The organism is Streptomyces fradiae ATCC 10745 = DSM 40063 (assembly GCF_008704425.1).
Taxonomy (GTDB): Bacteria; Actinomycetota; Actinomycetes; order Streptomycetales; family Streptomycetaceae; genus Streptomyces; species Streptomyces fradiae.
In genome coordinates, this window is sequence record NZ_CP023696.1 from 5,257,074 (window position 1) to 5,277,464 (window position 20,391).

10 protein-coding genes and 5 pseudogenes are annotated in these 20,391 nt (G+C 71.4%); 8 read left to right on the forward strand and 7 right to left on the reverse strand.

Annotation, left to right across the window (positions count from 1 at the left end; all coding sequences use genetic code 11):
• The first annotated feature begins 124 nt into the window (after positions 1-124).
• From CP974_RS23420 to CP974_RS23435, 4 genes are all read left to right on the forward strand, one after another.
• On the forward strand, positions 125-2,833 hold the full coding sequence (locus CP974_RS23420; protein WP_078915301.1) for an ATP-binding protein: 2,709 nt from the start codon (positions 125-127) through the stop codon (positions 2,831-2,833).
• Positions 2,830-3,513: a response regulator gene (locus CP974_RS23425; RefSeq protein WP_031128383.1), complete on the forward strand. Its 684-nt coding sequence runs from the start codon at positions 2,830-2,832 to the stop codon at positions 3,511-3,513. The genes CP974_RS23420 and CP974_RS23425 overlap by 4 nt, the downstream gene beginning before the upstream one ends.
• 55 nt (positions 3,514-3,568) lie before the next feature.
• On the forward strand, positions 3,569-3,967 hold the full coding sequence (locus CP974_RS23430) for an OB-fold nucleic acid binding domain-containing protein (protein ID WP_078915302.1): 399 nt from the start codon (positions 3,569-3,571) through the stop codon (positions 3,965-3,967).
• A gap of 255 nt (positions 3,968-4,222) precedes the next feature.
• Positions 4,223-4,888 carry a DUF3159 domain-containing protein gene (locus CP974_RS23435; protein WP_051838869.1) on the forward strand — a complete coding sequence of 222 codons (666 nt, stop codon included), beginning with the start codon at positions 4,223-4,225 and terminating at the stop codon, positions 4,886-4,888.
• 206 nt (positions 4,889-5,094) lie between these two features.
• Here CP974_RS23435 and CP974_RS23440 read toward each other — a convergent pair whose 3' ends face one another.
• Both CP974_RS23440 and CP974_RS23445 read right to left on the reverse strand, forming a co-directional pair.
• Positions 5,095-5,775, reverse strand: coding sequence for a potassium channel family protein (locus tag CP974_RS23440; RefSeq protein ID WP_031128365.1), 681 nt, complete (start codon positions 5,773-5,775; stop codon positions 5,095-5,097).
• Entirely contained in the window at positions 5,775-6,443 is a 669-nt protein-coding gene (locus CP974_RS23445; RefSeq protein WP_031128366.1) for a potassium channel family protein, read from the reverse strand. Before CP974_RS23445 ends, CP974_RS23440 begins: the two co-directional genes overlap by 1 nt.
• A gap of 223 nt (positions 6,444-6,666) precedes the next feature.
• Here CP974_RS23445 and CP974_RS23450 point away from each other — a divergent pair, with 223 nt between their 5' ends.
• A complete protein-coding gene (locus CP974_RS23450; RefSeq protein ID WP_031128368.1) occupies positions 6,667-8,733 on the forward strand; it encodes an APC family permease in 2,067 nt (688 codons plus the stop codon).
• A gap of 121 nt (positions 8,734-8,854) precedes the next feature.
• On the forward strand, positions 8,855-10,189 hold the full coding sequence (locus CP974_RS23455) for a class I SAM-dependent RNA methyltransferase (RefSeq protein ID WP_031128370.1): 1,335 nt from the start codon (positions 8,855-8,857) through the stop codon (positions 10,187-10,189).
• A 447-nt stretch (positions 10,190-10,636) separates the two neighbouring features.
• On the opposite strand, the pseudogene CP974_RS23460 reads toward CP974_RS23455, so the two are convergent.
• The 5 genes and pseudogenes from CP974_RS23460 to CP974_RS30440 all read right to left on the reverse strand — a co-directional run.
• Positions 10,637-10,792, reverse strand: a pseudogene (locus tag CP974_RS23460) (IS1380 family transposase); the annotation flags it as partial.
• 238 nt (positions 10,793-11,030) lie between these two features.
• Positions 11,031-11,405: pseudogene (locus CP974_RS30745) on the reverse strand (alpha/beta fold hydrolase); the annotation flags it as partial.
• 427 nt (positions 11,406-11,832) lie between these two features.
• Positions 11,833-12,832 (reverse strand): annotated as a pseudogene (locus tag CP974_RS23470) (NADP-dependent oxidoreductase).
• Positions 12,833-13,004: 172 nt separating this feature from the next.
• Positions 13,005-13,283 carry a hypothetical protein gene (locus CP974_RS30435; RefSeq protein ID WP_223844481.1) on the reverse strand — a complete coding sequence of 93 codons (279 nt, stop codon included), beginning with the start codon at positions 13,281-13,283 and terminating at the stop codon, positions 13,005-13,007.
• 46 nt (positions 13,284-13,329) lie between these two features.
• A pseudogene (locus tag CP974_RS30440) lies at positions 13,330-13,869 on the reverse strand (aldo/keto reductase); the annotation flags it as partial.
• Here CP974_RS30440 and CP974_RS23480 point away from each other — a divergent pair.
• Positions 13,847-14,244, forward strand: a pseudogene (locus tag CP974_RS23480) (TetR/AcrR family transcriptional regulator); the annotation flags it as partial. The pseudogenes CP974_RS30440 and CP974_RS23480 sit on opposite strands and share 23 nt — an antisense overlap.
• 894 nt (positions 14,245-15,138) lie before the next feature.
• Positions 15,139-20,373 carry a sacsin N-terminal ATP-binding-like domain-containing protein gene (locus CP974_RS23485; protein ID WP_158100680.1) on the forward strand — a complete coding sequence of 1,745 codons (5,235 nt, stop codon included), beginning with the start codon at positions 15,139-15,141 and terminating at the stop codon, positions 20,371-20,373.
• Positions 20,374-20,391: the final 18 nt, after the last annotated feature.

Genomic DNA, 20,391 nt, shown 5'->3' on the forward strand with positions numbered 1-20,391 from the left:
CGCCCGGCCCCGCTCCACGCCGCGCCGTAAGGTCGACGCTGCGCGGACGACGGCCCGCACCCCCGCGGGCGCCGCGGCCGCGCACGGGTGCGCCGTACCGTCGTACCCGGAAGAGGATGGGGCGATGGGACGCGGCAGGCTCAGGATCTACCTCGGCGCGGCACCGGGCGTCGGCAAGACGTACGCGATGCTCGCCGAGGCGCACCGGCGCGTGGAGCGCGGCACGGACTGCGTCGTCGGCCACGCCGAGTCCCACGGGCGGCCCCGCACCGAGGCCCTCCTCGCCGGGCTGGAGCAGGTCCCGCCCCGCACCGTCGAGCACCTGGGCACCGTCCGCGCCGAGATGGACGTCGACGCCGTCCTGGCCCGGCGCCCCGCCGTGGCCCTCGTCGACGAGCTCGCCCACGCCAACGCGCCCGGCTCCCGCAACACCAAGCGCTGGCAGGACGTCGAGGACCTCCTCGCCGCCGGGATCGACGTCGTCTCCACCGTCAACATCCAGCACCTGGAATCGCTCGGCGACGTCGTCGAGGCGATCACCGGCGTGCGGCAGCGGGACACCGTCCCCGACGAGCTCGTCCGCCGCGCCGACCAGATCGAGCTGGTCGACATGTCGCCCGAGGCGCTGCGCCGCCGCCTGGCCCACGGCAACATCCACGCCCCCGACGAGGTCGACGCCGCCCTCGCCGACTACTTCCGCCCCGGCAACCTCACCGCCCTGCGCGAACTGGCCCTGCTGTGGACCGCCGACCGGGTGGACGAGCGCCTCCAGCAGTACCGCCGCGACCACAGCGTCTCCGCCATCTGGGGCTCCCGCGAGCGCATCGTCGTCGGCCTGACCGGAGGCCCCGAGGGCCGCACCCTCATCCGCCGCGCCGCCCGCCTCGCCGAGAAGGGCGCGGGCGGCGAGGTCCTCGCCGTGTACGTGGCGCGCGGCGACGGGCTGACCTCCGCCTCACCGAAGGAGCTCGCCCTCCAGCGCACCCTCGTCGAAGACCTCGGCGGCACCTTCCACCACGTCATCGGCGACGACGCCGCGGCCGCGCTGCTGGAGTTCGCCCGCGCCCACAACGCCACGCAGATAGTCCTCGGTGCGAGCCGCCGCAAGAGGTGGCAGTACGTGTTCGGGCCCGGCGTCGGCGGGACCGTCGCCCGCGACTCCGGACCCGACCTCGACGTCCACATCGTCACCCACGACGCCGCCGGCCGGGGCCGCGACCGGGGCCTCCCGGCCGCCCGCCGGGCCCGCCTCGGGCGCGTCCGCATCGCCTGGGGCTGGGGCGTCGGCGTCCTCGGCCCGGCCCTGCTGACCTGGACGGTCTGCGGGCTGGAGGCGGGCCCCGGACTCGGGATCGGCCTCGGCGCCGCCTCGGGCCTCGCCAACGACATGCTGCTGTTCCTGACCTTCACCGTCGCGGCGGCCCTCCTCGGCGGCCTGCTGCCCGCCCTCGCCTCCGCCACGGCCGGCTCCCTCCTCCTGAACTGGTACTTCACCCCGCCGACGCGCACCTGGACCATCGCGGACCCGGAGAACATCGTCGCCATCGCCGTGTTCTTCGCGGTCGCCGTCTCCGTCGCCTCCGTCGTCGACGTCGCCGCCCGCCGCACCCACCAGGCGGCCCGGCTGCGGGCCGAGTCGGAGATCCTGTCCTTCCTCGCCGGGAGCGTGCTGCGCGGCGACACCACCCTCGACGGGCTCCTGCGCAACGTCCGCGAGACCTTCGCCATGGCGTCCGTGGCCCTCCTCGAACGCCCCGACGAACGCGCCCCCTGGACCTGCGCCGCCCATGTCGGGCCCGGCCGGCCGCCCGCCCGGCCCGAGGACGCCGACGTCGACATGCCCGTCGGCGACCGGGCGGCGCTCGCCCTGACCGGCCGCGTCCTGCCCGCCGAGGACCGCCGCGTCCTCGGCGCGTTCGCCGCGCAGGCGGTCGTCGTCCTCGACCGGCAGCGCCTGGTGGGCCAGGCGGAGGAGGCCCGCCGCCTCGCCGAGGGCGACAAGATCCGTACGGCGCTGCTCGCCGCCGTCTCCCACGATCTGCGCACCCCGCTCGCCGCGATCAAGGCCGCCGTCTCCTCCCTCCGCTCCGACGACGTCGAGTGGTCCGACGAGGACCGCGCCGACCTCCTCGAAGGCATCGAGGACGGGGCCGACCGCCTCGACCACCTCGTCGGCAACCTCCTCGACATGTCCCGCCTCCAGACCGGCACCGTGACGCCGCTGCTGCGCGTCACCGACCTCGACGAGGTCGTGCCGATGGCGCTCGGCGGCGTCCCCGAGGGCAGCGCCGACCTGGACATCCCCGAGTCCCTGCCGATGGTCACCGTCGACCGGGGCCTGCTGGAGCGGGCCGTCGCCAACCTCGTCGAGAACGCCGTGAAGTACGCCCCCGCGGGCAGCCGCGTCCTCGTCACCGCCAGCGCCCACGCCGACCGCGTCGAGCTGCGGGTGGTCGATCGGGGCCCCGGCGTCCCGGACGAGGCGAAGGAGCGGATCTTCGCCCCGTTCCAGCGGTACGGGGACGCTCCGCGCGGCACCGGGGTCGGGCTGGGCCTGGCCGTCGCCCGCGGCTTCACCGAGGCCATGCACGGCACCCTCGCCGCCGAGGACACGCCGGGCGGCGGGCTCACGATGGTCCTCACCCTCCCCGCGGCGCGGGCCCACACCCCGGAGCCCCCGCCCGAGTCCCCGCCCGAGTCTCCACCCGGGCCCGCGCCCGGGCCCTCGGCCGAGGTGCCGCCGCCCGCGGCCGCCCCCGCGCCCCGCGCGCGTCCCCGCACGGGGCCGGTCCCCGACGCCCCCCGTCCCCTACAGAAAGCAGGCCCCTCATGACGCGGGTGCTCGTGGTCGACGACGAGCCGCAGATCGTACGCGCCCTCGTGATCAACCTGAGGGCGCGCGCGTACGAGGTCGACTCCGCCCCCGACGGCGCGACCGCCCTCGCCCTGGCCGCCCAGCGCCAGCCCGACGTGGTCGTCCTCGACCTGGGCCTGCCCGACATGGACGGCGTGGAGGTCATCAGGGGCCTGCGCGGCTGGACCCGCGTGCCGATCCTCGTGCTGTCCGCCCGCCAGACCTCCGACGAGAAGGTCGGCGCGCTCGACGCCGGGGCCGACGACTACGTCACCAAGCCGTTCGGCATGGACGAGCTGCTGGCCCGGCTGCGGGCCGCGGTGCGGCGCGCCGAGCCGGTCCGCGGCGACGCGGAGGTGGTGGTCGTGGAGACCGACGACTTCACCGTCGACCTGGCCGCGAAGAAGGTCCACCGGGGCGGCAGGGACGTCCGCCTCACCCCGACCGAGTGGCACCTGCTGGAGGTCCTCGTCCGCGACGCCGGCCGGCTCGTCAGCCAGAAGCGCCTCCTCCAGGAGGTCTGGGGCCCCTCGTACGGCACCGAGACGAACTACCTGCGGGTCTACATGGCGCAGCTGCGGCGCAAGCTGGAGGCCGACCCGTCGCACCCGAGGCACTTCATCACCGAGCCCGGCATGGGCTACCGCTTCGAGCGCTGAGCGGCCGGGCGGCGAGGCCCGGCCTCGGACGGAACGTCCCGGTAGGCTTTTCCCCATGAGTGCTGCACCGCGTACCGGGAAGCCCGGAGGCCGCTTCCGCCGCATGCTGGACCGCCTGTCCAGCTCGCAGGGCGAGCTGGAGTCCGCCGAGCTCCAGGAGGACGCCGAGGCCGCGGGCTGCACCCGTATCTGCGACTGCGGTGACCGCCAGGTCGTGAAGGTGACTGGTACGTTGCGGACGGTCACCCTGCGCCCGAGGGCCGGGGTGCCGGCCCTGGAGGCCGAGCTGTTCGACGGCACGGCCCCGCTGGACGTGGTGTGGCTGGGACGGCGGTCCATCGTGGGCATAGAACCGGGCCGCAAGCTCATAGCCTCCGGCCGCGTCTCGATGAGCCAGGGGCGCAGGGTCCTGTTCAATCCGAAATACGAGCTGCGACCGCTCGGACAGGAGTAGCCGGTGACGTCACTCGACAAGCCGACCACCGACGCAGGCGGCCCTTCGGGCCACGACGGCCACACCCCCGGCACGGGGCCCGGCGTCCCCGGAACCGACGGGCCGGAGGCCCCCGGCACCGGGTACGGAGCCCCCGGTCGGGCCCCCGGCGGCCATGACGCCGGCGCCGCCCCGGACGGCGGCCCCGGCGCGCGGGGCGACGGTGCGAGCGCCCCCGGCGCGGGCCAGGCCACCGGCCAGGACCCCGACCGCGACGTGAAGGCCGTCACCGAGGCCGCGCTGTTCGAGGCGTTCGGCGGGATGCGCGGCATGGTGGAGACCGTCCTGCCCGGCCTCCTCTTCGTGACGATCTACACCGTCAACAAGGACCTGCACGTCTCCGCCCTCGCGGCGCTCGCCGTGTCCCTGCTGCTCGTCGTCGTCCGGCTCGCCCGCCGCGACACGGTCAAGCACGCGTTCAGCGGTGTCTTCGGCGTCGGCTTCGGTGTCGTCTTCGCGATGATGACCGGCAACGCCAAGGACTTCTACCTGCCCGGCATGCTCTACACGCTGGGCCTCGGCCTCGCGTACGTCGTGACGAGCCTCGCGGGCGTCCCGCTGATCGGGCTGGTGCTCGGCCCGGTCTTCAAGGAGAACCTCTCCTGGCGCACCCGCAACCCCGGCCGCAAGAAGGCGTACACGAAGGCCAGCTACGCCTGGGGCTTCATCCTGCTCGGCAAGTGCGCCATCCTCTTCCCCCTCTACTGGTGGGCGGACACCGCGCAGCTCGGCTGGGTGCTCGTCGCCCTGAAGATCCCGCCGTTCCTGCTCGCCGTCTACCTGACGTGGGTCTTCCTCGCGAAGGCGCCGCCGCCGATCGACGTGTTCGCGGAGATGGAGGAGGCCGAGCGCGCCGAGAAGGAGCGCGGGGCCAGGGCCTGAGCCCGCGGCGCCGGGCGCCGGTGCCGATGCGCACGACGGAGGCCGGGGACCAGTGGATCGGTCCCCGGCCTCCGTCGTGCACGGCTCGGACACGCCGCGGTGGGCGGGGCGGCCGGCAGCACGCCCGCCCGGCCGCGGTCAGCCGTACCGCCCGCCCGCCGCCGGTGCTACGCCCGCACCGCGCCCCCGGCCCCGCTCAGTCCAGCTCAGTCCTCGGCGGAGTCCTCCCGGCGGACCGACAGCAGGTCCTCCAGCTGCTCCTCCCGCGCCTGCGCCGCCACGAACAGCAGCTCGTCGCCGGCCTCCAGCGTCTCCTCCGGGCCCGGCGTCAGCACCCGCGAGCCGCGGATGATGGTCACCAGCGACGTGTCCTGGGGCCAGGCGATGTCCCCGACGCGCGTGCCGGCCATCGCCGACTCCGGCGGCAGCGTCAGCTCCACCAGGTTCGCGTCGCCGTGGCTGAAGCGCAGCAGCCGGACCAGGTCGCCGACGCTCACCGCCTCCTCCACCAGGGCCGACATCAGCCGCGGCGTCGACACGGCGACGTCCACGCCCCACGCCTCGGTGAACAGCCACTCGTTCTTCGGGTTGTTGACCCGCGCGACGACGCGCGGCACCCCGTACTCGGTCTTCGCGAGCAGGGACACGACGAGGTTCACCTTGTCGTCGCCCGTCGCCGCGATCACCACATGGCAGCGCTGCAGCGCCGCCTCGTCCAGGGACGTGATCTCGCAGGCGTCGGCCAGCAGCCACTCCGCCTGCGGCACCCGCTCCACCGAGATGGCGGTGGGCGCCTTGTCGATCAGGAGCACCTCGTGCCCGTTCTCCAGCAGCTCGCCCGCGATGGAACGACCCACCGCGCCGGCGCCCGCGATGGCGACCCGCATCAGTGACCGCTCCCCTCTGGGCCGTGGGCGAACGCCGCCTCGACCTGTTCGACCTCGTCCGTCCGCATCATCACGTGCACCAGGTCCCCGTCCTGGAGGACCGTCTGCGACGTGGGCAGGACGGCCTCGCCGAGGCGGGTCAGGAACGCCACGCGGACGCCCGTCTCCTCCTGGATCGTGCTGACCTTGTGACCGATCCACGCCGGGGAGATGTGCACCTCCGCCAGCTGGACACCGCCGCTGGGGTCACGCCACAGCTCCTCGGCACCCGACGGCAGCAGCCGCCGCAGCATCTGGTCGGCCGTCCACCGCACGGTGGCCACCGTGGGGATGCCCAGCCGCTGGTACACCTCCGCCCGCCGCGGGTCGTAGATACGGGCGGCGACGTGCTCCACGCCGAACATCTCGCGCGCCACCCGCGCCGCGATGATGTTGGAGTTGTCGCCGCTGCTGACCGCGGCGAACGCCCCGGCCTCCTCGATGCCCGCCTCGCGCAGGGTGTCCTGGTCGAAGCCGATGCCGGTGACGCGCCGCCCGCCGAAGCCGGAGCCGAGACGCCGGAAGGCCGTGGGGTCCTGGTCGACGACGGCGACCGTGTGACCCTGCCGCTCCAGGGCCTGCGCCAGCTCGGCGCCGACACGACCGCAGCCCATGATCACGATATGCACGTCCGCCTACCCCGCACTCCTGGTCACCCTGCTGACGACCTGCGAAAACACCCTGCTCACTCTTCTCTCTCGGCCTGCGCGCGGTGCTGTACCGGACGAGCTTATGCCCCGACCGGTCAGTAACCCGCATCCGGCGTACCGGGTACGGCGGCCGCGTCAAGCATGCGTCAACGCGCCACCCGCGGGTGCGTCCGGCCCGATTCCACCCCTTACGATCCTCTGCGTGTCCAAACTGACCGACGTGCCCAAACGGATCCTGATCGGCCGGGCCCTGCGCAGCGACAGGCTCGGGGAGACGCTCCTCCCCAAGCGCATCGCGCTCCCCGTCTTCGCCTCCGACCCGCTCTCCTCCGTGGCGTACGCGCCGGGCGAAGTCCTGCTGGTCCTGTCCATCGCGGGCGCGTCGGCGTACGCGTTCAGCCCCTGGATCGCGGCCGCCGTCGTGGTCCTGATGTTCACGGTCGTGGCGTCGTACCGCCAGAACGTCCGCGCCTACCCGAGCGGCGGCGGCGACTACGAGGTCGCCCAGACCAACCTCGGCCCGCGCGCCGGACTCGGGGTCGCCAGCGCCCTCCTCGTCGACTACGTGCTCACCGTCGCCGTGTCGATCTCCTCCGGCGTGGAGAACCTCGGCTCCGCCATCCCGTTCGTCGTGGAGCACAAGACCCTCTCCGCCATCGCGATCATCGTGCTCCTCACGCTGATGAACCTGCGCGGTGTCAAGGAGTCCGGGCGCCTCTTCGCGATCCCGACGTACGTCTTCGTCACCGGCGTCTTCGCGCTCGTCCTCTGGGGGGCCTTCCGCGGCCTCGTCCTCGGCGACACGATGCGGGCGCCCACCGCCGACCTGGAGATCCAGGCGGAGCAGCCCGGCCTCGCCGGGTTCGCGCTGTTCTTCCTGCTGCTGCGCGCCTTCTCCTCCGGCTGCGCCGCGCTCACCGGCGTCGAGGCCATCAGCAACGGCGTCCCCGCCTTCCGCAAGCCCAAGAGCCGCAACGCCGCGGCCACCCTCGCGCTCATGGGCGGCCTCGCCGTCACCATGTTCTGCGGGATCATCGCCCTCGCGCTCGCCACCGACGTCAAGATGGCCGAGAACCCGGCCCACGACCTCCTGCGCGACGGCACCCCGGTCGGGTCCGACTACACCCAGGAACCGGTGATCTCGCAGGTGTCCGCCGCCGTCTTCGGCGACGGCAGCCTCCCCTTCCTCCTGCTGGCCGCCGCGACCGCGCTCGTCCTCTTCCTCGCCGCGAACACCGCGTACAACGGCTTCCCGCTCCTCGGCTCGATCCTCGCCCAGGACCGCTACCTGCCGCGCCAGCTCCACACCCGCGGCGACCGGCTCGCCTTCTCCAACGGCATCGTGCTGCTCGCCGCGGCCGCCGCCGTCCTCGTCTACCTGTACGACGCCGAGGTCACCCGGCTCATCCAGCTCTACATCGTCGGCGTCTTCGTCTCCTTCACGCTCAGCCAGACCGGCATGGTCCGCCACTGGAACCGCCTGCTGGCCACCGAGACCGACCCGGCCGCGCGCCGCCGCATGCTCCGCTCCCGCGCCATCAACGCCTTCGGCGCGTTCTTCACCGGCCTCGTGCTGATCGTCGTCCTCGTCACCAAGTTCACCCACGGCGCCTGGGTCGCCCTGCTCGGCATGGCGATCTTCTACGTGACGATGACCTCGATCCGCCGCCACTACGACCGCGTCGCCGAGGAGCTGGCCGCGCCGGACGAGCCCGGCGAGGACAGCGTCCGCCCGGCCCGCGTCCACTCCATCGTGCTGGTCTCCAAGATCCACCGCCCGACGCTGCGCGCCGTCGCGTACGCCAAGCTGATGCGCTCCGACAGGCTGGAGGCGCTCAGCATCAACGTCGACCCGGCCGAGACCAAGGCCCTCACCGAGGACTGGGAGCGCCGCGGCCTGGACGTCCCCCTCAAGATCCTCGACTCCCCGTACCGGGAGATCACCCGGCCCGTCGTCGAGTACGTCAAGAGCCTGCGCCGCGAGAGCCCCCGCGACGTCATCAGCGTGATCATCCCCGAGTACGTCGTCGGCCACTGGTACGAGCAGCTCCTGCACAACCAGAGCGCCCTGCGGCTCAAGGGCCGCCTGCTGTTCACTCCCGGCGTCATGGTGACCTCCGTCCCCTACCAGCTGCGCTCCTCCGAGGCCGCCAAGCAGCGGGCCCGGAAGAACCAGGAGTGGAGCGCCCCCGGCTCGGTCCGCCGCGGCCTGGTCGAACCGGGCCCGAAGCGGCCCGCGGGGCGGACCGGATCGAACGGCGGGGAGTGACGGCGCGGGGACGTAGACTGGTGGGTCGGACGTCGGGCGGCACGGCCACCCGCCCCCGCACCGGCGCCCCGGCCCTTTCCCGCGCTTTCCCCACGCCCCCTTCTCCTGGAGTCGCCCCGCCATGCCGAAGAACGCACCCGAGTCCCCGTCGCTGGTCGGTGCGGAGTACGAGGTCGAGATCGGCCCCGTCGCGCATGGCGGCCACTGCATCGCCCGCACCGACGAGGGCCGCGTCCTGTTCGTCCGGCACGCGCTGCCGGGCGAGCGGGTCGTCGCCCGCGTCACCGAGGGCGACGAGACCTCCCGCTTCCTGCGGGCCGACGCGGTGACGGTCCTGGACGCCTCGAAGGACCGCATCCCGGCGCCCTGCCCGTACGCCGGACCGGGCCGCTGCGGCGGCTGCGACTGGCAGCACGCCAAGCCGGGCGCCCAGCGCCGGCTGAAGGGCGAGGTCGTCGCGGAGCAGCTGCACCGCCTCGCCGGGCTCACCCCCGAGGAGGCCGGCTGGGACGGCACGGTCGTCCCCGCCGAGGGCGACAAGCTGCCGGCCGGCGAGGTCCCGCGGTGGCGCACCCGCGTCCAGTACGCCGTGGACGCCTCCGGCCGGGCCGGGCTGCGCCGCCACCGCTCCCACGAGGTCGAGCCGATCGACCACTGCATGATCGCCGCCGAGGGCGTCAGCGAACTGGGCGTCGAGAAGCGCGAGTGGCCGGGCATGGCCTCCGTGGAGGCGATCGCCGCGACCGGCTCCCAGGACCGCCAGGTCATCCTGACCCCGCGCCCCGGCGCCCGGCTGCCGCTCGTCGAGCTGGACAAGCCGGTGTCGGTGCTGCGGGTGGAGGAGAAGGACGGCGGCGTCCACCGCGTCCACGGCCGTCCCTTCGTCCGGGAGCGCGCCGACGACCGCACGTACCGGGTCGGCAACGGCGGCTTCTGGCAGGTCCACCCGAAGGCCGCCGACACCCTGGTCCGCGCCGTCATGCAGGGCCTGCTGCCCCGCAAGGGCGACACCGCCCTGGACCTGTACTGCGGGGTCGGCCTCTTCGCCGGGGCCCTCGCGGACCGCGTCGGCGACAAGGGCGCCGTCCTCGGCATCGAGTCGGGCAAGCGCGCCGTCGAGGACGCCCGCCACAACCTGCAGGGCTTCGACCGGGTCCGGATCGAGCAGGGCAAGGTCGACCAGGTCCTGCCGCGCACGGGCATCACGGAGGTCGACCTCATCGTCCTGGACCCGCCCCGCGCGGGCGCAGGCAAGCAGGTCGTCCACCACCTCGCCGCCCTGGGCGCCCGCCGCATCGCCTACGTCGCCTGCGACCCGGCCGCCCTCGCCCGCGACCTCGCCTACTTCCGCGAGTCCGGCTACAAGCCGCGCACCCTGCGCGCGTTCGACCTGTTCCCGATGACGCACCACGTGGAGTGCGTGGCGATTCTGGAGCCTGCAGCAAAGGGTGTCTGACCTGGTGATTCTCTGATTCCCCAGGTTGCGGGCGGGTCGCGCCGACATGTTTCCGTAGGTTCACCGCGTGGAGCATGCCGCAGGTTCCCGCCACGTGTCTCACCTTCGATTTCGCGGCGGGGGCGTGGGTCCGGAAAGCTCTGCCTCAGCTCCGTAAGGGACGGGTTCGGGGAATGTCTTGACGCTCGTTCGACGCCATTCCTGACGGTGCGTCAGGTGGTGGTCCTGGATCAGATGACGCGGTTCAGCCGACTTGTCGGGCGCAACCCGTCGAGCATCGCGTCAGCCCTCGAAGTTTCATGACGGTCCGCCGACGAAGTCGGTGGACCGTTTTCGTGTCGTGGGTTGAGCGTGTGCAGGCCGAAGATCCGAGTGTCGCCTCGGGGCGGCGCCGGGTTCCACGCGTCCGGTGGTGAGGTGCTGTCCAAGGGACGAGGAATTGGCTGGTCAGCATGGGGCGGGCACGTGGGTGAGCAGGTCGAGGGCTGTGGTGATGTGACCGGTCCAGGGCCAGTGCCCGGCCAGGCGGAGGATTCACCGACGGCCGGTGGTGACGAGTTGTCCGGCCGTGGTCAGCAGGCGGAGCCGCAGTCGGCGGGGCTCTCGGGGTGGCGGCGATGTGCGAGGACGGATTTCCCGGTGCCGGTCTCGCCGAGTGCGGCGCGGGGGCCATGGACCTGTTCGGCGGCTGGCTACCGTTCCAGGAATTCGAGCGCCCGCGGGACGAATCTGTCGTGGTGCTGGAAGATCCCTCCGTGTCCGCGTCGGGGTAGAGGGGTTCGAGTTCGCCCTGGGGCAGCCGGGCCGCCAGGTCGACGGTGTTGATGCTCGGGACCATGCGATCGCTCTCGCCGTTGGCCGCCAGGACCGGTTGGTGGCGCGAAAGATCGGCCGGTGCCTGGCGGCCCCAGCGGTGGATGGCCTTCAGCTGGGCGCGGAACGATGAGAGCGAGATGGCTTTGTCGCGGTCGTTCGTGCGCTCCTTCAGCCGGTCCAGGAAGGCGTGGGCTGCCCGGCGGCCACCGGCGGTGTCGGTGAAGAAGAGGTACTGCTTGGGGTCTTTGCGGGTCAGGACGGCCTTGACGGTGTCCTTGATGGTGAGGCTTGTGACCTTGTCGATTCCGGGGCCTCCGGCGGGTCCCGTGCCCGCGAGGATGAGCTTGCGTACAAGGTCGGGTTCTTCTGCCGCGATGACCTGGGCGATGAAGCCGCCCATCGACAGGCCGAGCAGGTCGACCCTGTCGTATCCGAGGGCCAGATGAAGAGCACGGTGTCGCGAGCCATCGCCTCGATCGTGTCGGGTGTGGAGCCGCCGGACGCGCCGACGCCGCGGTTGTCGATGGTGATCACGGGGCGCCGGGCGGCGAGTCCGTCGACGACGCGGGGACCCCAGTTGTCCAGGACTGCGGACAGGTGGTTGAGGAGGATCAGGGGTATGCCGTCGTCCGGGCCGAGCCGCCGGTAGGCGAAGGTCACGCCACGCACGGACACGGAGCGGTTCGGCGTGTTCTTGTACGACATCGGGGCGGGTGAACTGGACGGTGTGCTCATGGCCGGGTCCTGAGGTGGTGTGGCGGGGGAGTGGGGTGTGCAGGGTCTTGTCGCTGTCGGAGGTGACTGGCGCCTCGGACTCGTTTCCGCCCTTACGTCATCGCGGCGACGACTTTGCCGGCCTTTGCTCGTCCCCTCTCGACGTATTCCATGGCCTGGAGGGTTTCTTCGAACGGGAAGACGCGGTCGACGACGGGGCGGATCTTCCCGGTGTCGATGAGGGGGGCGTTCGCGGAGTTGGGCGCCGCTGGCCTTCATGAACAGGAAGGCGTAGGTGACGCCAAGGCGCTTGGCCTGGCGCCGGGTCTTGGCCCTGAGGGCGGTGACGGCCAGGCGCAGGACCGGGTTCGAGCCGAGCTCGCGGGCGCTGGCCGGGTCGGGCGGGCCCACGACGGAGATGGCCTGGCCGCCGGGCTTGAGGACGCGCAGGGACTTGGCAAGGTTCTCGCCGCCGAGGGAGTCCAGGACGACGTCGTAGTCGTGGAGGACTTCGGTGAAGTCCTGTGTGCGGTAGTCGATGACTTCGTCTGCGCCGAGTTCCTTGACCAGGTCGACCTTGGCGGTGCTCGCGGTGGTGGCCACGTACGCGCCCAGTGCCTTGGCCAGCTGGACGGCGATGGAGCCGAGGCCGCCGGCGCCCGCGTGGATGAAGACCTTCTGGCCCGGCTGTACGTGGGCCCGCTCGATCAGGGCCTGCCAGGCGGTCAGCGCGACCAGGGGGAGGGAGGCGGCCTCGGTCATGGTGAGCGTGGCGGACTGGGGGCGAGGTCGTCCTGGTGGACGGCGAGGAGTTCGGCGAAGGTGTGCGGTCCTTGTCAGGCCGCGCGTAGACCTCGTCGCCCACGGCGAAGCGGTCGATGGACGATCCGACCCGGACGACGGTCCCGGCGAGGTCGTTGCCCAGGACGAGCGGGAGACGGTAGGGCACGATCGCCTTGAGGTCACCTTTGCGGATCTACATGTCCAGCGGGTTGAGACGCCCGCCGCGTGGATCTTGACCAGGACGTCGTCGGCGCTCACCTGAGGGTCAGGAATCTCGGCGGCGCGCATCCCGGCCGCATCACCGTACTTCTCGACCATGAAGGCCTTCATCGTCATCTCCGTTCGTGTGGTCTCCCGTCCAAGCGGGAGAGGTGTTCTGTCCGTGAGGGGTTTCTCTCGGCACGAGACGGTTTGTGGTGTTCTTCTAGTCCGCGCGCGCCGCGTCGGCACGGCAGTGGCCAGTGCCTGCGCGGAGAGCTCTGCGTCGGCCGTGTTTCCGGGCTCAGGCCACCGGCACGACCCGGGTGATGATGCTGCTCGCGTCGCCGCCCTGGAGGTGTCTTAGCGAGCCCGCGATGCCCTCGTGCGGTACGCCGAGCGGCACGGCGCTGACCTTGTCGAGTCGCGCGTACTGCTCGTCGGTCAGCTGGACATCGAGGGCTGCGAGGTAGCTGTCGAGCTGGGGGAGATTGCGCGGGCCGATGATCGGGACCAGCGTGGCCGTGGAGCGGGCGGCGCGCTCGCGGACCCGGGCCACCGCCACCTGGGGCGGGCGTCGCACCGGTCTCCTGGGCGATGGCCAGGGCGGTGTCGACGACGGCGGTCTTCTGGCCGATGCTCTCGGTGTGGATGACCGCGCCCAGGTCGCTCAGCCGCCCCTCGGCGGAGCTGCGGTACTTGCCGGTGAGCAGTCCGACGCCGAGCGGGGACCACAGGGCTGCGACGAGCCCGAGGCTCTCGGCCATGGGCAGGAGCTCACGGTCGGCGGTGCGCTCGACGAGGCTGTACTCGTGCTGGATGCCCACGATCGGGGCCCAGTTCTTCAGGTCCGCGAGGGTTGCCGCGCGCGAGACGCGCCGGGCGGGGAAGTTGGACAGCGCGGCGTGGTGGATCTTGCCGGCGCTAGCCAGGTCGTCGAGCCCGCGCAGGAGTTCCTCCATCGGAGTGAGCTTGTCGGGGAAGTGCACCCCCAACAGGTCGATGTAGTCGGTCCCCAGGCGCTTCATGCCGGCCTCGACCGAGGCGACCATGTTCTTGCGGCTGTTGCCGGTCTTGGAGATGTTCGGCTGCGGGGCGGCGCCGAGGGTGAACTTCGTGGCCAGGACGAAGTGGTCGCGGTAGGCGGAGGCACTCGTCGACGAGGCCACCGCCCACGCCTTCGCCGAACTCGCCCAGCGCTGCAGCGCCGGGCGTGAGCGGCACGACGGGCAGCGCGCCGCCGCCCAGCAGGCGCGATCGACGACTACCTCTCCGTCGAGCACCGCGGCGCCCCGGCGGGCGGCTGCCCGGTCGCCGCGCTCGCCACCGACATCGCGCGCGAGGACGGGGGGCGCGAGGCCCGTCGCGTCTACGCCGAGGGGGTGGCCGACTTCGCCGGTTTCCTGGCCAGTGACGACCAGGACGGCATCGTCCGCCTGTGTACCCTGTTCGGTGCGCTGGTCCTGTCCCGGGCCACCAAGGGCTCCCCGCTCTCCGGGGAGATCCTCGCCGCCGCGCACACAGCCTTGACTGAAACGGGCTGATCACGGGCGCGGTGGCCGCGTCGTGGCAGCCGTCCGGTCCCCGGCGAAGTGGCGAGCCGGTCGTCATGACGCTCGTTTGACGCTCTGTGCGCGTAGAGAGGGGGCGGAGAGCCGACATGGCGCTCTGACCTGGTATTTCACAGCGTCTCCTCAGGTCGACATTTCCGATGACTCATCATGTGGAGTGCGTGGCGGTTCTGGAGCCTGCGGCGAAGGGGTTCTGACCTGCAGTCTCAGGGAAGTGGTGATCACTTCGACGTGGTTGCTGCGTAACATCATGTGAGCTGGGGCGAAGGTTCTTGAGAGCCGCGCGACCAGCTGCTTCTTGCAACACGGGGTGATGAGGAGCAGGCGCGTGTCGCGTGTTGTCGGCCTGTGACCGACCGTCCTGACGTTCGTTCGGCGCTGGTACTGACGATCAATCAGATGCGTCAGGTAGTGTCTGCAGGGCCGTCCGTACGGCTTGGAAGAGGTGGACAGGCAGGGGTCACAAGTTGCCTGACCTGCTCCTGGCCCCGCGTTGGGCACGTCCTTGGGACGTTGCCCTGTGATACCTGATGCATGACGTCGGCCTCACATGGGTGACGCGGGGGGCTCGTTTCTGGAGCGCGTCGAGTCGGATCGTTGCTGACGGGGCTTTGGGAGAACTCGCGAAGCGGCTGGTGCCGCTGTCGAAAGTGTGGCCACAAGGCGGTGAACCGCGGAAGGGCACACCTGGGTTCCTGCGTGCCACTCGACATGGAATTCGCCAGAAACCATGCCCTTGATTCGGTTGGATGGTGTCACCAGGTCTGGCTTCTGGCAGGCACAGGCACCGGGCTGTGCACGAACGAGGGAGGAACAGCCATTCCATCGATGTGGGGTGCCGCGGAGGGCGACGGATTCCGGGCGGCGGTGAGCGCCCTGACCCGGCGGCGAGTCGAAATCTACAGGGACGCCGGCGAGACATGGCGATTCGCTGAGAGTCTGAAGTCCGTCAGTGAGGACACCGCCCAAGAGTATGAGGGCCGCACGATCCTCGAACTCGTCCAGAACGGCCACGACGCACTGGGTGACGCCGCCCCGGGAAGGATCGCGGTTCTGGCGGTCTCTCTGGAGGGCGGCGGCGTCCTCTACATCGCCAACGAGGGGGCGGTGTTCGCCGAGGAGAACTTCCGGGCCATCACCGAGCTGGCCCTGTCGAGCAAGGCGGCGGGTGAGGGGATCGGCAACAAGGGCCTCGGTTTCCGCAGTGTGCTGCAACTGACGGACTGGCCGGAGATCTACTCGAAGTCCGCACCCGACTCCCAGACTTACGACGGTTATTGCTTCCGCTTCGCCAGGCCCGAGGACGTGCGCACCCTGGTGGACGACTCGGCACTCGCGGCCCGGGTGATCGAGGACATCTCCCCGCTGGCACTACCGGTACCGGCCGACGTCACCGACCCCGTACTCAAGGAACTCGCCGAGGACGGGTACTCCACGGTCGTACGGCTGCCGCTGCGCGACCGGCACGCCTGGGGACTCGCCGTGGCACAGGCACAGAACATGGTGAACGGAGAGGCGCCGCTCCTGCTCTTCCTCGACCGGGTGGCCGAACTCCTCGTCGAGGTGCGGGACGGCTCCGACACCGCTTTCCGGCAGGCACTCTCGCGTACCGAGCGCACATCGGACCTGGTCACCGCAGGCGAGAACGACTGGGTACGAGAGGTCGATCTCGCAGGGGCGGGCCGCTACCTGCTGGCGCGCCGCACTCTCGATCCCGAGGCCCTGAGCGGAGCGGTCAGCCGCAGCGTCCAGGCGCGTGAGATCGACGCCGCCTGGGAGAACTGGGACGCCGAGGCATGGGTGGCGGTCGCGCTGCGCCTTGACGCACCGCTCCCCAACGGTCGCATGTACACCTTCCTGCCGATGGCCGAGGGCGTCCACGCCCCGTTCCCCGGCCACGCCCATGCCCCGTTCTTCACCAAACTGGCTCGGCTCGACATCAGTGAGACGGTGAGCCTGAACGCCTTTCTCCTCGATCAGCTGGCCGTACTGACAGTGGAACTGAGCAGGCGCATCCGCTCAGAGACCCCGCACCTTCTCGCCGCGGACCTCGTGCTCGACCTCACGTGCTGGGACGTACCCGACCGGTTGGACGCGGCCCTCGACGGGGGGCTCACCGCTGAACCGATCGTGCCGCTGCACGGCAGCCAGGCGTGGGGCTCGTTGCGGGACTCCTACGGTTGGCCCGACGGCAAGCGCTCCTGGCGCGTCCTCACCATCGAGGCACTCACCGGGGTCGGAGCCGATTTGCTGACCCCGTCCGTCGGTACTGCCCGCCACACACGTCTGGACAAGCTGTGCAGGGTCGTCCTCTCCAGGCCCTTCCGGCCTCCGGCGCTTCTGGCCGCCGAGTGGACCGAAGCCGTGGCCCGGTCACTGCTCGGCGGTACGGAACCGGCAGGACAGGTATGGGCGGACTTCTACAGCGACGTGTCCCATGCGTTCGCCCGGGACCAGGGCGTGTTGCGGGGCCGGCGCATCATTCTCGACCAGGACATGCGGCTCAGAAGCGCTCTCGGCGGCCGGACCGAGTCCGGCAGGCAGGACGCGACCGTCTTCTTCCACCCCGAGCCCGACGACATCGCGGACGGCGACGCCGCCACCCGGGTGCCGGGCGAGCTCAGGGCACTGAGGCGCCGTATCTCATTCACCCATCCGGCGATCGCCTGGGACAGCGCCGGGCGCGGATTCCTTGAGCGCAACGAACTGGTGCGCCCCTACCAACTGGACCGTGTCTTCGACGCACTGGACGACCTGCTCTGCGGCCACCCATCGGAGGCGCTCGGCCGCGACGCCCTCACCTTCGCCTTCCGGCAGTACCCACTGCTCAGCAACGCCCAGCGCAGACGGCTGGCCCGCATCCCCTTCCGGCTGCCGCTGGCCGACACCGATCGGTGGGGCAGGGCCGCACGCTGCTCCTTCTCACCGGCCTGGGGCACCGAGGGGGCGCGGCGACTGGAGCGGTTCCTCGCCGAGGGAGGATCCCGGATCCCGGCCTTGGTCGCGCAGCGGGATCAGTGGATCAGCGGCCCCGACGACTGGCCCGCGCCGGTACAGGACCGGGCGGCCTACACCGAGTTCCTGGAGGCCCTCGGCGTATGCGACGGCCTGAGGCCTGGAGTCGTCGGGGAACGACTCGGAGCCCGCCAGGGACACGAACTGCGGCTCGCGGGACTCGCCGCGGGCTTCGGGCTGGGGGACCCGCTCGCCGATACCTGGTGTGCCGATGTCAGAAGCGGATGGACCAAATTCCAGCATCCCTACACGCTCTACGAGTTCATGCACCCGCCTGCCCATCTGGCGGGAGCGACCGAGGTGGCCGGCCTCGGTCCCGTCGCCCGACGCGAGTTCGCCGAGCTGTTGATGCACGGGCTGCGAACCTGGGGCGAGGAGGTCTTCACAGTCACCGTGCATAGGCCCACCTACACCTTCAAGGACGCGCACACCTGGCCCACTCCTCTGGCCTCCTACCTCCGAGGCATGGCCTGGCTGCCGGTAGACGACCCGGACAGCCCGTCCTTCGTCGAGCCCCGTCGTGCCTGGTTCACCGCCGACGGTGAACTCCCGGCTTTCGTCCCCGCGCTGCCCCTGTCGACGCGACGCCTGCTCACCCACAAGAGCGTCGTCGAACGGATGCTCAAACTCGGCCTCCGCAGGTGGGACGCTCCGCAGCACGCCGGGGCGGCGGTGAAACAGCTCGCCGACCTGCTCGACAAGGGCTACGTGCCCGAGTACCTCAGCGTCTCCTTCAAACGGCACTACGAACGGGCGTGGTCGAACATCGCACGGACTGGCCGATGGCCCTGGGCACAGGGCGAGGAAGCCCGCCTCGTGGTCAGCCGCACCCACGAGCTCGGCACCTTCACCCCGTCGGCCGACGAAGCACCAGTCATCGTCTGCGACGAGGCGGATCCCCTGAAGGAAGCGCTCATCGAGCCGGCGGGGCATCCCGTCCTCGTCGCCACGGCGGAGTCCGGTGACGCCCTCGTCCGCCTGGCCGAGGGGAATGGGCTGAGAGTGCAGCGTACGTCGGTCACCCAAGTGCAGGTACGTCATCGTGACGGTGCCCCCATCAAGCCGTCGGGTCAGGCGGCGGTGTTCATCCGCGAACGGGAGTGGCTGGTCACCGTGCTCGCCCTCGCCATGGAACTCAAGTCCGGGGCCTTCGTGCGCCCCAGCGAGCGCGGTGTCCGGGCCGCGCTCGAACGGCTCCGCGCCATCCGCGTCGTACTGGCCGACGACGTGGAGATCACCGTTTCCGGTACGCCGGCCAAACCGCCGTCCTCGACACGAGCCCTGCCGCTGCCGGACGACGAGCACCCCACGGTGGTCGTCTGGAGGAGCGACGAGGGCTGGGACGAGCTACAGGCGGCGACGCCCGCCGTCGCACAGCTGCTGGGCAGGCCGTGGCTGCAGGACGCGCTGGAACTGGTCCTCGTCAAACTGGAGCGGAGCTTCGGCGGCAGCAGCCCGACGCTCGTCGACGACAGCACCCTTGCGGCGGCGCTGGACACGACCGAGGCCAGGGTCGCCGAGATCCGGCGCAACCTCACCGGTGACGTGCAGGACACGGTGAGACTGCTCCGCCCGGTGCTGGCATGCCTGGCCGCCGACGCCTGGAACGAGGAGGCCGCCCACCTACTCGGCCGTGCGGCCGGCGAGCGCGAACTCGTCGCGATCGTGGACCGGCTCGCCCCCGGTTTGCCGTTGCCACCGGCGGAGCTGGTGGCCCTCGCCCGCTCCTGCACGAGGTGGGCAGAGCTCAGGGACGAACTCGCACTCGACTTTGAGCAGTTCAACGTCGCATTGGTAGCTCTCGGGTACCCCCCGGAGTACTACCCCGACCGCCACGAACAGGTCTTCGGTGACTTTGTACGTGCTCGCTCCGGAATCATCCTCGACCGGCTTCGGGAGCGATACGCCGTCGCCGCGCAGCAGGGTGAGGACATCGCGGGCTACTCCGTGGCCCGCGGTCTCCACGACCTCCAGCCGGACCCGGACTGGCTTCCCCGCTTCATCACCCCACCCGAAGAGGCAATGCGTGACAGGGTGCGGGAATGGCTCCGGGCGCACGGAGCCGACGACGACCTCGAACGGCCCACCGAACTCGAGCCCGTCGATCGGCTCCGGGCACGCAACACGGCCGCACTGGACGCGCTCGTGCCGACGCTGACCCCACTGGTGACTGCCTGGTGCCACCGGCACGGTGTACAGGTGCCCGGGGGGTGGCACGGGGCGGTGCTGCTGGAATGCAAGAGCTTCATCGACGGAACCGGGCTGGGCGACCTGTTGCCGCTGAGCGAGGGCCGTCTGCTCGACGCGGTGGGACACGCCGTGGGATGGCCCGCCGGGATGCCGCCCGCCGCGGAGGCTGCGGCGCTTGGCCTCACGGACAGGGACCTCACGCAGACGGCGACACGGGCCCGGGATTCCGGTGCCTCCACCATCGTCGCTCCGCGCACGATCACCATCGGGGATGCCGAGGTCAGAGTCGGAAGCGACCAGCTCTCCACCATCGCGGACATCGCATCGAGAACCATTGACGAGGCATTCCTCGTCCAGTCGGGCCGGGTGCGCCTGGACACCGTGACCGGTGTGCCCCGGCCACGGAGCGGAGGCGGACCCATCGCCAAGCCGCGCATCGTCGTCGCGAAGACGAAGCGGACCAACGAGGACCAGCGGTCCGCCATCGGCCTGGTCGGGGAGGTGGCCGCGCGCGCCTGGCTGCAGCGCCACTACCCCGACGTGCGGTGGGTCTCGGGGTACGCGGCCGTCGTCAATGGCGACGACGCGGCGTCCGACTCCCTGGGCTACGACTTCGAGGTCACCTGGCGTGACACCACCCGGCTGTACGAGGTGAAGGCACTGAGCGACCCGTCCGCCGAGCGGGTGGAATTCGAACTCGGAGCGTCCGAGGTGGACGCCGCCCGCCGCCATGCTCGGGGCAACCGCTACCGCATCCTGCTGATCACCTCGGCCCTCGCCCCGGAGGACCGCCGCGTCTTCGACCTGCCGAACCCGTTCTCGGCTCAGGGGCGCGACCGCTTCAGGATGGTCAGCCGGGGGGTTCGCTATCAGTGCTCGCCGTTGGGGAAGGGGTAGCACGCGGGCCAGCACCGG